Origin of the sequence: Enterobacter sp. CCUG 70166 (genome assembly GCF_020224095.1) — a bacterium.
Taxonomy (GTDB): Bacteria; Pseudomonadota; Gammaproteobacteria; order Enterobacterales; family Enterobacteriaceae; genus Enterobacter; species Enterobacter intestinihominis.
In genome coordinates this window covers 14,081-26,629 of the sequence record NZ_NRIQ01000011.1, presented here as the reverse complement: position 1 = coordinate 26,629, position 12,549 = coordinate 14,081, and the positions used below count along the sequence as shown (strand labels likewise).

The following is a 12,549-nucleotide window of genomic DNA, read 5'->3' as shown; positions in this document are numbered from 1 at the left end:
AATACTGCCTGTAACGCTATGAATTACAAGGCAAAATAAGCAATGAATATAAGGATTAAAGCTATGGGTTTTCTTTCCGGTAAGCGCATTCTGGTAACTGGCGTTGCCAGCAAACTGTCCATCGCATATGGCATCGCACAAGCTATGCATCGCGAAGGCGCTGAGCTGGCGTTCACCTACCAGAACGACAAGCTGAAAGGCCGTGTTGAAGAATTTGCCGCGCAGCTGGGTTCCAGCATTGTTCTGGAATGTGACGTTGCACAAGACGAAAGCATTGATGGCATGTTTGCTGAACTGGCTAAAGCATGGCCGAAATTCGACGGTTTCGTTCACTCCATCGGCTTCGCTCCGGGCGACCAGCTGGACGGCGATTACGTGAACGCGGTTACCCGTGATGGCTTCAAAATCGCCCATGACATCAGCTCCTACAGCTTCGTTGCGATGGCAAAATCCTGCCGCGCGATGCTGAACCCGGGCGCCGCCCTGCTGACCCTGTCCTACCTGGGCGCAGAACGCGCTATTCCTAACTACAACGTTATGGGTCTGGCGAAAGCGTCTCTGGAAGCCAACGTGCGCTATATGGCGAACGCAATGGGTCCTGAAGGCGTGCGTGTTAACGCAATTTCTGCGGGTCCAATCCGTACTCTGGCCGCTTCCGGTATCAAAGATTTACGTAAAATGCTGGCACATTGCGAAGCGGTTACCCCGATTCGTCGTACCGTTACCATCGAAGATGTGGGTAACTCTGCGGCATTCCTGTGCTCTGACCTTTCCGCAGGTATCTCCGGCGAAGTGGTTCACGTGGACGGCGGCTTCAACATCGCTGCCATGAACGAGCTGGAAATCAAATAAGTCTGTTACTCTCTTCCCGCCTGGGAAGAGAGTTTTCTCCCCTCCCCGCACTTCGTTATTCCGTTCTGCTATTTGTTATCACCTAACAATATTTTTCCCCTCATCCGCCTTACGCCAGGATATTGATCGCCATTTTGAGATCAAGGAACGCCCATGGAACAACGCCGTTTTTCCGGCAAAGGCCACTGGTATCACGAAACCCAGTCGAATCATTCGCAGACGGACGTTCTGCCGCTGGTGCCTGAAGCCGCTAACGTCGACGATCGTTTTTTGCTCGATTTAGCCCTGCCTGACGACATTGCCGCAAGCTGTTGTGGGTGGCTTACGCCAGCCCGAACCTTGTGCCGCCTCTTATTCCCGCTCGATACTCCCGTAAACCGTCTGCACACGCTTAGCGCCTACGACAGACTGAGCACGGCGTTGACGGTTTCCCAGGTGTGTGGCGTCCAGCGGCTCTGTAACCACTACGCGGCGCTCCTCGCCCCCCTTCCGGGCCCCGACTCTTCCCGGGAAAGCAATCGACGCCTTGCAGAAATCACTCAGTATGCCCGCCAGCTGGCGAGCTCTCCGGACGTCATTGACGATAAAGCGCAAACTCAGCTTGATGAGGTGGGACTGACAACGTATGACATTGTGCTTATCAACCAGATCATCGGCTTTACTGGTTTTCAGGCGCGGGCGGTTGCAGTGTTTCAGGCGCTGCTTGGCCATCCGGTACGCTGGCTACCGGGACACCACATTCAGCCCCATACACTACCGCTGAGCTTTACCCGATGGACAGCCACCCAGCCCGTAGTCGAACTAAAATATGCCAGTGCGGTTCAACTTGAGGCGCTCTCACGCTGGCAGGCCGAACCTGCGCTTTCAGCGCTCACGCCGGTTCTCTGCCATGAGCCGATGCTGCTGAATCTGACGGGCGAGATACTGGTTAACCACCCACAAAGCGAAGCCCAGCCATCTGCATCGCTCTCAGCCGCCCATGCGCTGCTGCTTACGTCTCCCGATCGTTTTAGCGCCGCCCAGTTAACGCCTCTCACGGAGGCCGGTATCCCGCCGGGCAAGGCAATTAACCTGTTAACCCACGGCGCTTTTAATGGCTGGCTGGACCGTCTTCGCGTGGCGCTTGGCAAAGAGGAATAACCACACGCTTTACCTAAAGAGCGCTTGCTGTAGCAGTGAGAATCGCGTAAAACTGTCAGCCGCTCAATGGCTACGAAAATAGAACATTATGTTTCAGGACAACCCGCTGCTAGCGCAGCTTAAACAGCAACTACATTCCCAGACGCCCCGTGCAGAAGGGGTCGTAAAAGCCACGGAAAAGGGCTTTGGCTTTCTTGAAGTTGACGGACAGAAGAGCTACTTCATTCCGCCTCCTCAGATGAAGAAAGTGATGCATGGCGACCGCATTTCGGCCGTTATTCATACCGAAAAGGAACGAGAGTCTGCCGAGCCGGAAGCACTGATCGAACCTTTCCTGACCCGCTTTGTCGGGAAAGTGCATAAAAAAGATGATCGTCTTTCTATCGTACCGGATCATCCTCTCCTGAAAGATGCCATCCCTTGCCGCGCCGCGCGTGGCGTTGAGCATGACTTTGTCGAGGGTGACTGGGCGGTTGCCGAAATGCGCCGTCATCCTTTAAAAGGCGATCGCGGTTTCTACGCCGAGCTGACCCAGTTCATCACCTTTGGCGACGACCATTTCGTCCCATGGTGGGTGACGCTGGCGCGCCACAACCTCGAAAAAGAAGCGCCGGATGGCGTAGCGACCAAAATGCAGGACGAAGGTCTTGAGCGTCGCGATCTGACAGCGCTGGACTTTGTCACCATCGACAGCGCCAGCACCGAGGATATGGACGATGCGCTGTATGCCGAAGAGGCAGCGGATGGCAAAATGCATCTGACCGTTGCCATCGCCGACCCTACCGCATGGATTGTCGAAGGCAGCAAGCTGGACGAAATGGCCAAAGTGCGTTCGTTCACCAACTACCTGCCGGGCTTCAACATCCCGATGCTGCCGCGCGAGCTTTCCGACGATCTCTGCTCCCTGCGTCCCCATGAAGTGCGTCCGGTACTGGCCTGCCGCATGACCATCGCGGCTGACGGTACCATTGAAGAAGATATCGAATTCTTCGCCGCCACCATCGAATCCAAAGCCAAACTGGCTTATGACAACGTGTCCGACTGGCTGGAAAATACCGGCAGCTGGAAGCCTGAATCCGATAATATCGCTGCGCAAATTCGTCTGCTGCATCGCGTCTGCCAGAGCCGCAGTGAGTGGCGCCAGACCCACGCCCTGGTATTTAAGGACCGCCCGGACTACCGCTTTGTGCTGGGGGAAAAAGGCGAAGTGCTCAACATCGTCGCCGAGCCACGCCGTATTGCCAACCGTATCGTTGAAGAAGCGATGATCTCCGCCAACATTTGCGCCGCACGCGTGCTGCGCGACAAGTTAGGCTTTGGCATTTACAACGTGCACACCGGCTTTGACCCGGCTAACACCGAAGCGCTGGCCGCCCTGCTCAAAACCCATGACGTCCACGTCGATCCGGAAGAGGTGCTGACCCTGCCAGGCTTCTGCAAGCTGCGCCGCGAGCTGGACGCACAGCCGTCAGGTTTCCTTGACAGCCGCATTCGCCGCTTCCAGTCCTTTGCGGAAATCAGCACGGAGCCAGGCCCGCACTTCGGTCTCGGTCTTGAGGCTTACGCCACCTGGACCTCCCCGATCCGTAAGTACGGCGACATGGTTAACCATCGTCTGCTGAAAGCGATCATCAAAGGGGAATCTGTTGCCCGGCCACAGGATGAGACTACGTTGCAGATGGCAGAGCGTCGCCGTCTGAACCGTATGGCGGAGCGTGATGTAGGCGACTGGTTGTACGCGCGTTTCCTGAATGATAAGGCAGGGACTGACACCCGTTTCCCGGCTGAAATCATTGACATCAGCCGCGGCGGTATGCGCGTGCGTCTGGTGGATAATGGCGCCGTTGCCTTTATTCCTGCCCCGTTCCTGCATGCCGTTCGCGACGAACTGGTTTGTAGCCAGGAAAACGGGACCGTGCAAATTAAAGGCGAAACGGTTTACAAAGTCACTGACGTGATTGATGTAAACATCGCTGAAGTCCGCATGGAAACCCGCAGCATTATCGCGCGCCCTGTCGCCTGATAACCGCGTAGACTCCCGGCCGTTCCGTTCAGGGATGGCCGGGAGTTCTCCCCAGTATTATCTCTCGCAAAATCATCGTTTTTTCTCACACTTTTCTGTTTCCCACCGCCACATTTCGCCAGAATTATCTACAGTAAAAAGAGCCGTCATAGTCGACTGCAAATGAATAATTTGTGCGCTACTCAGCAGCCGCGGGAGAAAACGGGATGGACGATCTGGAGCAGAATTTGCTGTTTCGTTACATGGGTACGCATAGCCCCTGGTGGCGACTAACAGCAGACAGCAATGCTCTGCATCTTGCTGCCAGTGAAAGCGCTGAAATCGTTCAGGTGGTTGCGCTGGACGATGAGCAGGCCGCTCTGATTCGCCAGCTCACCGTTATCACGTCCAGCATTGCCATGACCCTTCCCTTGTATGGTGTGGACGTTCCCGTCCATCTTGTCGGTCGTAAAATTAACAAAAATGAGTGGGCGGGAACGGCATCAGCATGGAACGACACGCCTTCCGTGGCGCGCGATCTGGCGCAGGGACTCTCCTTCGCCGAACAGGTGGTGTCCGAAGCTAACTCCGTAATTGTCATCCTCGACCAGAACGGGAATATTCAGCGCTTCAACCGTTTAAGTGAAGAATATACGGGCCTGAAGGAACAGGAAGTCATCGGGCAAAACGTATTTAAACTGTTCATGAGCCGCAGCGAAGCCGCGGCCTCAAAACGCAACATCACCGGTTTTTTTCGTAACGGCAGCTCCTACGAAGTCGAACGCTGGATCAAGACCCGCAAGGGGCAACGCCTGTTTCTCTTCAGAAATAAATTCGTTCACAGCGGCAGCGGGAAAAATGAAATTTTCCTCATCTGTTCAGGTACCGACATCACGGAAGAGCGCCGGGCCCAGGAGCGCCTGCGCGTTCTCGCCAATACGGATACGATTACCGGTTTGCCTAACCGAAATGCCATCCATGAGCTGATCTCCGACGCCATCACCTCCCGGGGTGAAACGCAGGTGGGCGTGGTTTATCTCGATCTGGATAACTTTAAAAAAGTGAACGATGCCTATGGGCATATGTTTGGCGACCAGCTGCTACAGGCCGTTGCGCTGGCGATCCTGAGTTGCCTGGACGACGGACAAACCCTGGCGCGCCTGGGTGGGGATGAGTTTATCGTGATGGCCACCGATACCTCGCAGGGCGCGCTGGAAGCTATGGCGTCGCGCATTCTGACCCGACTGCGGCAGCCTTTCCGCATCGGGCTGATTGAGGTTTACACCGGCTGCTCGCTTGGTATCGCGCTTGCGCCCCAGCACGGTAACGATCGGGAAAGCGTCATTCGCAATGCCGACACCGCCATGTACACCGCCAAGGAAAATGGCCGGGGTAAATTCTGCGTTTTCTCGCCAGAGATGAACCAGCGCGTATTTGAATATCTGTGGCTGGATACCAACCTGCGTAAAGCGCTGGATAACGATCAGCTGTTAATTCACTACCAGCCAAAAATGACCTGGCGCGGCGAAGTCAGAAGTCTGGAGGCGCTGGTGCGCTGGCAGTCGCCGGAGCGTGGCCTGATCCCGCCGATGGAATTTATCTCCTATGCGGAAGAGTCAGGGCTGATAGTGCCCCTTGGCCGCTGGGTTATGCTCGATGTGGTGCGCCAGGTGGCAAAATGGCGCGACAAAGGGATCAACCTGCGCGTCGCGGTCAACGTTTCCGCCCGTCAGCTGGCGGACCAGACCATCTTCAGTGACCTGAAGCAGGCGCTGAAAGACCTGAATTTTGAATACTGCCCGATTGACGTGGAATTGACCGAAAGCTGTCTCATCGAAAATGAAGAGCTGGCCCTGTCAGTGATCCAGCAATTTAGCCGCCTGGGGGCGCAAATTCACCTTGATGACTTTGGTACGGGGTACTCTTCCCTGTCGCAGCTGGCGCGCTTCCCTATCGACGCCATCAAGCTTGACCAGTCCTTCGTCCGGGATATCCATAAGCAGTCCATTTCACAGTCGCTGGTGCGCGCGATAGTCGCCGTGGCACAGGCGTTGAATCTGCAGGTCATTGCTGAAGGGGTAGAGAGTGCAAAAGAAGACGCCTTTCTGACGAAGAATGGCGTCAACGAACGGCAGGGTTTTCTTTTTGCTAAGCCCATGCCCGCAGCCGCATTCGAGCGATGGCTAAAGCGCTATCAGGCCAGGAATGTCCGTTAGCTGGCTTTGCGTAAGCCCGTCGCCTGATGGCGATTTTGCAGCATAACCAGCCGCTCCATGTAGGCGATATCCTTCGGTTCAAGGCAGAAGGCGGCATCCACCCAATCCTCTGTAATGTCCATCAACTCGCTTCGCGGAAGTGGCAGAACACGCATACGCGCGCGCAGCATGGCCCTTACGCCGTTCAGCTTCGGCTGTAGCGTGTCGATAAACGTCCGTACCGAAACATAGCTCTGTAACGGCTCGAATAAGAGATCCACAAGACCGTGCTGTTCATACCATTCCGCCGTATGCGACTCACCTTTATAAATCAGCGCCTCTGCCATTTTCATGCCGGCACGACGCGCCACCAGTGAATAACCGCCCATGCCCGGGAACAGATTGAACGCGATTTCCGGAAAGCCTAATCGGGCATCGCGCTGGGCCAGAATGAAATGATGCGCGAGCGCGGCTTCAAACCCGCCCCCTAACGCGCTTCCTTCCACCATCGCCAGCGTGACAGCACCGGTATCGAACCCTCGTGAGGCGGCATGAACGCAGTCCACACAGGCCCGGGCATAGGCGCGTAACGCTTCGCGTCGGTTGTTTTTGATGCACTCAACGAAGAATTGTAAATCACCGCCGGTATTGTAGATGTCAGGGACCAGCGATCCGGTGACCCAAAAATCAACGACATATCCGGACTGGCGAACCAGCCAGGAGAGATTCATGATCTCCTCGATCAGCGCATGATTGAAGCAAGGCCGTGGCGTGGCACGTAACATCATCCACACCGTGCGCCGTTCGGCCTCATAATAAGCCGCCAGTTGAGTGAATCGTTCAGCATCAGTAAACAATGTGCAGGTTGTCTGGTTGATAACTGTCATAGTCGAATTCCTCTTATAAAAAAGCGCGTTGCGCGCAGTTTTAGACTAATCCACCCCTACAACCCGCAGCATACGGGGGTTAAATTTGTCACTTTCATTTATGAACTTTGGTTATTGCATTTTTTACCTTCTCTTTTGAATCAATTTTCTGCATCATTGATAATATTAACTTTTCGCTTCAGGGTGAGCTTATGTCTAACATTGATGCAACAGCCGTGGCACAGCGTATTGATACTGTGCTGGATATTCTTGTCGCGGGCGATTATCACTCTGCTATCCGTAATCTTGAGATCCTCAAGTCTGAACTGCTGGCTGAGAACGGCACTGATAACGCATCAGAATCCACTCAACCAAAAGCCCCGTGGGAAGTGTAACCACGTCGTTTTCGCCCTTGCCTTTTAAATGGATGCTATGAATTCCCGACAACAAATCATTTTGCAGATGGTGATCGATCAGGGACGCGTAAGCGTAGTCGATCTCGCTAAAGCTACCGGCGTTTCTGAAGTCACCATTCGTCAGGATCTGAATTTTCTGGAAAAACAGAGCTACCTGCGGCGTGCGCACGGATATGCCGTTCCACTGGACAGCGACGACGTTGAAACCCGCATGATGAACAATTTTGCGCTCAAGCGGGAACTGGCGGAGTTTGCTGCATCCTTAGTGAATAACGGTGAGACCGTCTTTATTGAAAATGGCAGCAGTAACGCCCTTCTGGCGCGCACGCTTGCCGATCAAAAAGACGTTACCATCATTACCGTAAGCAGCTATATCGCCCATCTGTTGAAGGAAACTCGCTGCGAGGTCATTCTGCTGGGCGGCATTTACCAGAAGAAAAGCGAAAGCATGGTGGGGCCATTAACGCGTCAATATGTTCAGCAGGTTCACTTCAGTAAGGCATTCATTGGCATTGACGGCTGGCAGCCCGACACCGGCTTTACCGGTCGCGACATGATGCGTTCAGACGTGGTGAACGCCGTACTCGCCAAAGAGTGTGAAGCGATTGTGCTGACCGATAGCTCTAAGTTTGGCGCAGTACACCCTTATACGATGGGTCCGGCTTCGCGCTTCAGCCGTGTGATCACGGATGAGCGTTTACGCGATGAATATCGCCAGCAATTAGAACAAGACGGCCTGACTGTCGATATTGTGAAAAAAACGGCCTGATTATCCTGCTGCGCCCGAATAATGGGCGCACTTAAACCTTTCTCTGAGAGTATTCCGACCCTTCCTTTAAGAGTTTTTACCTGTTGAAACTGTTCTAAACACGTAAAATTAATATTAGCGATATAACAGGAAGTGACTATCACCTGCGTGATGATGTAACGCCTGCGCGACCAGCTTTCACGGGAACAGAATTTAAGTATGGATATTGTCTATACTTAAAGTGCATTCCTTTCCGTGAATCGATAATTCAGGAGAAAGTATTATGACCTTTACCAGCAAAAAATTAGCCGCCGCTGTTCTGGCAATCACTGTAGCAATGTCTCTGAGCGCTTGCTCTAACTGGTCTAAACGTGACCGTAACACCGCGATTGGTGCCGGTGCTGGTGCGCTTGGTGGTGCAGTATTAACGGATGGTAGTACGCTGGGTACATTAGGTGGTGCTGCCGTAGGTGGTATTATCGGTCACCAGGTGGGCAAATAATCACCATAACGGCTCTCACCGGTATAATAATATATTTTGTATTTTCAGGTCTGACTTACGCACGTAAAAAAAAGAGCCACGGCAATGTCCGTGGCTCATTTATTTTAACCGCCCGCCAGTTTGACTTTCATACCTTTGGCTTCCAGGAGCGTTTTAATTAAATCCCGCTTATCGCCCTGAATCTCAATTATGCCGTCTTTTACTGCCCCACCGCATCCGCACTTCTTTTTAAGCTCAGCGGCGAGCTTTACCAGCTCTGCATCATCCAGATCAATGCCGGTGACAAGGCAAACGCCTTTCCCTTTTCTGCCACTGGTCTGGCGCTGAATCCGCACGATTCCATCGCCTTTCGGACGTTCAGCTTTCTCTTTTGGCTCTTCAATGCGCCCGGTATCTGTTGAATAGACCAGACGAGTGTTGGCATCACGCATTATGCCCCCTTTTTCAGTGATGCATTAATCGCTTTCAGAGTCTCTGCCGGATGAGCGGATTGCGTCACCGGGCGACCAATTACCATATAGTCTACCCCCGCGCTCAGCGCCTGCTCTGGCGTCATGATGCGTCGCTGATCCCCTGACTCGCTGCCTGCCGGACGGATACCTGGCGTCACCAGTTTAAATTCGCGGCCTAACTCAGATTTGAAGCGAACCGCCTCCTGAGCTGAACAGACCACGCCATCAAGCCCACATTGTTGCGTGAGGCGCGCCAGACGCTCCGCATGTTCGGCAGGTGACAACGTCACACCCAGGTCACGAAGGTCAGATTCATCCATACTGGTCAGCACGGTGACGGCGATAAGAAGCGGAGCGTCATTGCCAAACGGCACCAGCGCTTCGCGCGCAGCCGTCATCATACGTGCCCCACCGGAGGCATGAACGTTAACCATCCACACACCTAGTTCAGCCGCCGCAGCAACGGCGTGGGCAGTGGTATTCGGAATATCGTGGAATTTCAGGTCGAGGAAAACGTCGAAACCACGCTGGTGCAGATCGCGGACGATTTGCGGACCGAACAGCGTAAACATCTCTTTGCCTACTTTAAGACGGCAATCCCGGGGATCAATACCATCAACAAAGGCCAGTGCGGCGTCACGGTTATTGTAATCCAGAGCAACAACTACAGGAGAATCGGTAACTACGCGGGAAGTGGAGGAAGTAACAGACGTCATGACCAGCCCTTTTCGTCTATGGGCGCGCAGCGGCGCGGAACAGATAAACGGCGTGCATTCTACCTGCCCTCGGGGTAAATGAACAGAATCGAATGCTTTTCCTGCTGAACCACAGACCGCACGGTGCTGAAAGAAATAATGCACTCTTTAGTATGTTGTAACTAAAATGGAGTGTTTTAAAAAATCACTGCCCGTCCAGACCACGAATTGGCTTGATGGTGGACCAGGCCCGGCAGGAAGGGCAATGCCAGTAGAGCGAATAGGCGGTGAAGCCGCATTTCTGGCAGCGATAGCGCGGCTTGCTCCGCACCTGTTCACCGACCATGTCTCGCAGCACCATCAGGCTCTCTTTAGCGCGCCCTTCTTCTGCATCGTTAAGATGATAATCCATCAGCTTGTGGAAGACGCGCATCGTCGGATGGCGCTGCAACTGACGGGTAATGTATACCTGGGCGGTATCACTCCCTTCGTGCTCTTCGACGACATCCGACAGCATCAGCTCGGCTGTGGCACCGGTGTTTTCTTCAACACAGCGGCGCAGGAATGCAACCCACTCGTCCTGCTTACCTAACTGCTGATAGCAGGTTTGCAGCATTTCCAGCGTTTCGCTGACCAGCTCTTTGTCCTGATCGATAACGCGAAGCAGGCTTTCCACGGCTTTGGCGTAATCACCATTAGCCATAAAGACCCGCCCCATCATTATCGAGATGCGGGCGCTGTTGCGATCGGCCGCGGCGCCTTTTTTTAGCAATGCCATGGCCTTATCCATGTCATCGCTACCCATTTGCTGAAGGGCCAGCTCGCAGTAAAAATGGGCAATTTCGACGCGCTGTTTATCTTTGCCGAGTTTGACCAGCCGTTCGGCGGTATCAATCGCTTTTTGCCAGTCGCTGGTTGCCTGGTAGATTTGCAGAAGTTGCTGAAGCGCACCGATACGGAAATCGGTCTCATCCACCAGCTGAGAGAACATATCTTCTGCGCGATCGTACAGGCCCGCCGCCATGTAATCTCTGCCCAACTGCTGCACGGCCAGCAACCGTTGCTCATAGGTCAACGATGCGCTTTCCATCAGGGTCTGGTGGATACGGATGGCACGGTCAACCTCTCCGCGCGAGCGGAACAGGTTTCCCAGGGTGAGATGCGCCTCTACGGTGCCGGTATCCTCTTTGAGCATGTCGAGGAACAGATCGACCGCTTTATCCTGCTGATTGCTCAGCAGGAAGTTCACCCCCGCAACGTAGTCACGGGAGAGTCGGTTTGCTTCATCCTGTTTTGTTTGTTGCGCGCTTCTGCGGCCCATATACCAGCCATAGGCTGCGGCGACAGGCAAAAGCAGAAACAACAACTCCAGCATATTCGATTATTCCTTGACTACCGGCACACCAGAGCTCGCCGGAATGTCAGTCGCAGGCGTAAGTTGATGTTCAAGTCGTTTAATTTTACGTTCAGCGCGAACAAGGGAAACACGAACCTTAAGCCAGAACAGGCCACATACAAGCCAGCCGATGACAAAACCCGCTGCGAATAACACAGCCAGCAGGCTCGACACCCGGTACTCGCCCTGCGCCAGCAGATAGTTAAAACTTACCTGTTGATCGTTTTGCGCGCCCAATGTGACTGAAATGACAAAAATCGCCAACACCAGTAAGAAAATGAGTAAATATTTCACATGACTTCCCGTTATGTGGTTCGAGCGTATAAAGCGTGTTCAACTCACTGCAATCAGCCTTATAAGCTACCATTTTAGTGGCGAGCGCGAAACGGAAAAAGTAATGCGCCCTTCATGGATTTATGGTCAAAATGCGGAATATCAAGCTTCAGGTTCCGCCTGACTCCCTTTCGGCTATTTCTTCCTTCTCTTCCTGCGGTGGCGTCAGAGGCCCACAAAAACGTTGTGCAAGCCAGGTCGCCAACGTCACCAGTACCCACGAAATCAGCGTAGCCACCACCAAATCACGCGGCCAGTGCATCCCCAGCAGCATCCGGCTGCCCATTACGCCTGTCGCCCAGACCAGCAAAATCGCAATCGTGAGGGTACGTCGACGTGGCCAAAGCAGCCCCACGCCGAGTAGCGCCCAGCTGGCAGCAAACATCGTATGTCCGGAAGGAAACGCAAAGCCGGTCTCTTTTTGCCAGTGTTTGCGTAAAAATGTCGGGATATCCTGCTGTTCCGCAAGCTGTTCTTTCACCAACGCCCCGCGATCCTTACGCTTTAAAGTGTAGAACTCATCTACCGGAATATGGTGCGTTTTTTCCAGCCAGATAACAAAGGGACGGGGTTCCTGCACGCGATCTTTCACCCACGACTTCACCCCCTGCCCGACAAGAATGGCGCCTCCGAGAATGGCAAATAATACCAGCGCCGCGCGAAGACGAAAGCGCAGGCACCACAGGAACCAGGCACAGAGCAGCACGTGCGTAATAATCCCCCAGGGCTGGGTGACCGTCTCAGTTATCCAGTATAAGGCTTTCAGCCACGTCTCGTTTTGTCCGGGCTTCCACATCCAGCCGGAGAACCAAACGATCAGGGGTATAACAAGCAATACGGCGGCGCCTGCGGCCGTGCGTCTGGCAATTGAAAGCATGTCCTCTCCTTTTTCACTAAGCACCACAATCATAACTGAATTTCCACCTTCTGGTGGATATGTCGGATCGTGCGT

At 53.8% G+C, this 12,549-nt stretch carries 13 protein-coding genes; 7 read left to right on the top strand and 6 right to left on the bottom strand.

The window, feature by feature from the left end:
- The first annotated feature begins 63 nt into the window (after nt 1–63).
- From fabI to pdeR, 4 genes are all read left to right on the top strand, one after another.
- A complete protein-coding gene (gene fabI, locus CKK19_RS05205; protein WP_045329961.1) occupies nt 64–852 on the top strand; it encodes an enoyl-ACP reductase FabI in 789 nt (262 codons plus the stop codon).
- Nucleotides 853–1,005: 153 nt separating this feature from the next.
- Nucleotides 1,006–1,992, top strand: a complete 987-nt coding sequence (locus tag CKK19_RS05200) for a CMD domain-containing protein (RefSeq protein WP_038416156.1) — start codon at nt 1,006–1,008, stop codon at nt 1,990–1,992.
- 88 nt (nt 1,993–2,080) lie between these two features.
- Complete coding sequence (locus CKK19_RS05195; protein WP_023300251.1) at nt 2,081–4,015, top strand: exoribonuclease II; 1,935 nt, start codon at nt 2,081–2,083, stop codon at nt 4,013–4,015.
- Between the two features lie 206 nt (nt 4,016–4,221).
- A complete protein-coding gene (gene pdeR / locus CKK19_RS05190; RefSeq protein WP_038416158.1) occupies nt 4,222–6,210 on the top strand; it encodes a cyclic di-GMP phosphodiesterase in 1,989 nt (662 codons plus the stop codon).
- On the opposite strand, the gene CKK19_RS05185 is transcribed toward pdeR, so the two are convergent.
- The gene (locus CKK19_RS05185; protein ID WP_063853429.1) at nt 6,207–7,076 is read right to left on the bottom strand and encodes a crotonase/enoyl-CoA hydratase family protein; all 870 of its coding nucleotides are present in this window, start codon (nt 7,074–7,076) and stop codon (nt 6,207–6,209) included. The two genes, pdeR and CKK19_RS05185, sit on opposite strands and share 4 nt — an antisense overlap.
- A gap of 191 nt (nt 7,077–7,267) precedes the next feature.
- On the opposite strand from CKK19_RS05185, the gene CKK19_RS05180 reads away from it, so the two are divergent.
- The 3 genes from CKK19_RS05180 (at nt 7,268) to osmB (ending at nt 8,721) form a co-directional block, all read left to right on the top strand.
- Entirely contained in the window at nt 7,268–7,450 is a 183-nt protein-coding gene (locus CKK19_RS05180) for a hypothetical protein (protein ID WP_022648315.1), read from the top strand.
- Nucleotides 7,451–7,487: 37 nt separating this feature from the next.
- Nucleotides 7,488–8,240 carry a DNA-binding transcriptional regulator YciT gene (locus CKK19_RS05175; protein ID WP_063149432.1) on the top strand — a complete coding sequence of 251 codons (753 nt, stop codon included), beginning with the start codon at nt 7,488–7,490 and terminating at the stop codon, nt 8,238–8,240.
- Between the two features lie 262 nt (nt 8,241–8,502).
- Nucleotides 8,503–8,721: an osmotically-inducible lipoprotein OsmB gene (gene osmB, locus CKK19_RS05170; protein ID WP_003856823.1), complete on the top strand. Its 219-nt coding sequence runs from the start codon at nt 8,503–8,505 to the stop codon at nt 8,719–8,721.
- A 104-nt stretch (nt 8,722–8,825) separates the two neighbouring features.
- Here osmB and yciH read toward each other — a convergent pair whose 3' ends face one another.
- From yciH to pgpB, 5 genes are all read right to left on the bottom strand, one after another.
- On the bottom strand, nt 8,826–9,152 hold the full coding sequence (gene yciH / locus CKK19_RS05165; RefSeq protein WP_022648317.1) for a stress response translation initiation inhibitor YciH: 327 nt from the start codon (nt 9,150–9,152) through the stop codon (nt 8,826–8,828).
- On the bottom strand, nt 9,152–9,889 hold the full coding sequence (pyrF, locus tag CKK19_RS05160) for an orotidine-5'-phosphate decarboxylase (protein ID WP_022648318.1): 738 nt from the start codon (nt 9,887–9,889) through the stop codon (nt 9,152–9,154). The genes yciH and pyrF overlap by 1 nt, the downstream gene beginning before the upstream one ends.
- Nucleotides 9,890–10,073: 184 nt before the next feature.
- Complete coding sequence (lapB, locus tag CKK19_RS05155) at nt 10,074–11,243, bottom strand: lipopolysaccharide assembly protein LapB (RefSeq protein ID WP_003856819.1); 1,170 nt, start codon at nt 11,241–11,243, stop codon at nt 10,074–10,076.
- Nucleotides 11,244–11,249: 6 nt separating this feature from the next.
- Nucleotides 11,250–11,558 (bottom strand): LapA family protein, encoded by a 309-nt coding sequence (locus CKK19_RS05150; RefSeq protein ID WP_006810839.1) that lies wholly within the window; start codon nt 11,556–11,558, stop codon nt 11,250–11,252.
- Nucleotides 11,559–11,706: 148 nt separating this feature from the next.
- Nucleotides 11,707–12,474, bottom strand: coding sequence for a phosphatidylglycerophosphatase B (pgpB, locus tag CKK19_RS05145; RefSeq protein ID WP_032622464.1), 768 nt, complete (start codon nt 12,472–12,474; stop codon nt 11,707–11,709).
- Nucleotides 12,475–12,549: the final 75 nt, after the last annotated feature.

Bases quoted from the DNA above. Each gene is read 5' to 3' on its own strand.
- fabI (WP_045329961.1), top strand. From the start codon at position 64: ATGGGTTTTCTTTCCGGTAAGCGCATTCTGGTAACTGGCGTTGCCAGC.
- CKK19_RS05200 (WP_038416156.1), top strand. From the start codon at position 1,006: ATGGAACAACGCCGTTTTTCCGGCAAAGGCCACTGGTATCACGAAACC.
- CKK19_RS05195 (WP_023300251.1), top strand. From the start codon at position 2,081: ATGTTTCAGGACAACCCGCTGCTAGCGCAGCTTAAACAGCAACTACAT.
- pdeR (WP_038416158.1), top strand. From the start codon at position 4,222: ATGGACGATCTGGAGCAGAATTTGCTGTTTCGTTACATGGGTACGCAT.
- CKK19_RS05185 (WP_063853429.1), bottom strand. From the start codon at position 7,076: ATGACAGTTATCAACCAGACAACCTGCACATTGTTTACTGATGCTGAA.
- CKK19_RS05180 (WP_022648315.1), top strand. From the start codon at position 7,268: ATGTCTAACATTGATGCAACAGCCGTGGCACAGCGTATTGATACTGTG.
- CKK19_RS05175 (WP_063149432.1), top strand. From the start codon at position 7,488: ATGAATTCCCGACAACAAATCATTTTGCAGATGGTGATCGATCAGGGA.
- osmB (WP_003856823.1), top strand. From the start codon at position 8,503: ATGACCTTTACCAGCAAAAAATTAGCCGCCGCTGTTCTGGCAATCACT.
- yciH (WP_022648317.1), bottom strand. From the start codon at position 9,152: ATGCGTGATGCCAACACTCGTCTGGTCTATTCAACAGATACCGGGCGC.
- pyrF (WP_022648318.1), bottom strand. From the start codon at position 9,889: ATGACGTCTGTTACTTCCTCCACTTCCCGCGTAGTTACCGATTCTCCT.
- lapB (WP_003856819.1), bottom strand. From the start codon at position 11,243: ATGCTGGAGTTGTTGTTTCTGCTTTTGCCTGTCGCCGCAGCCTATGGC.
- pgpB (WP_032622464.1), bottom strand. From the start codon at position 12,474: ATGCTTTCAATTGCCAGACGCACGGCCGCAGGCGCCGCCGTATTGCTT.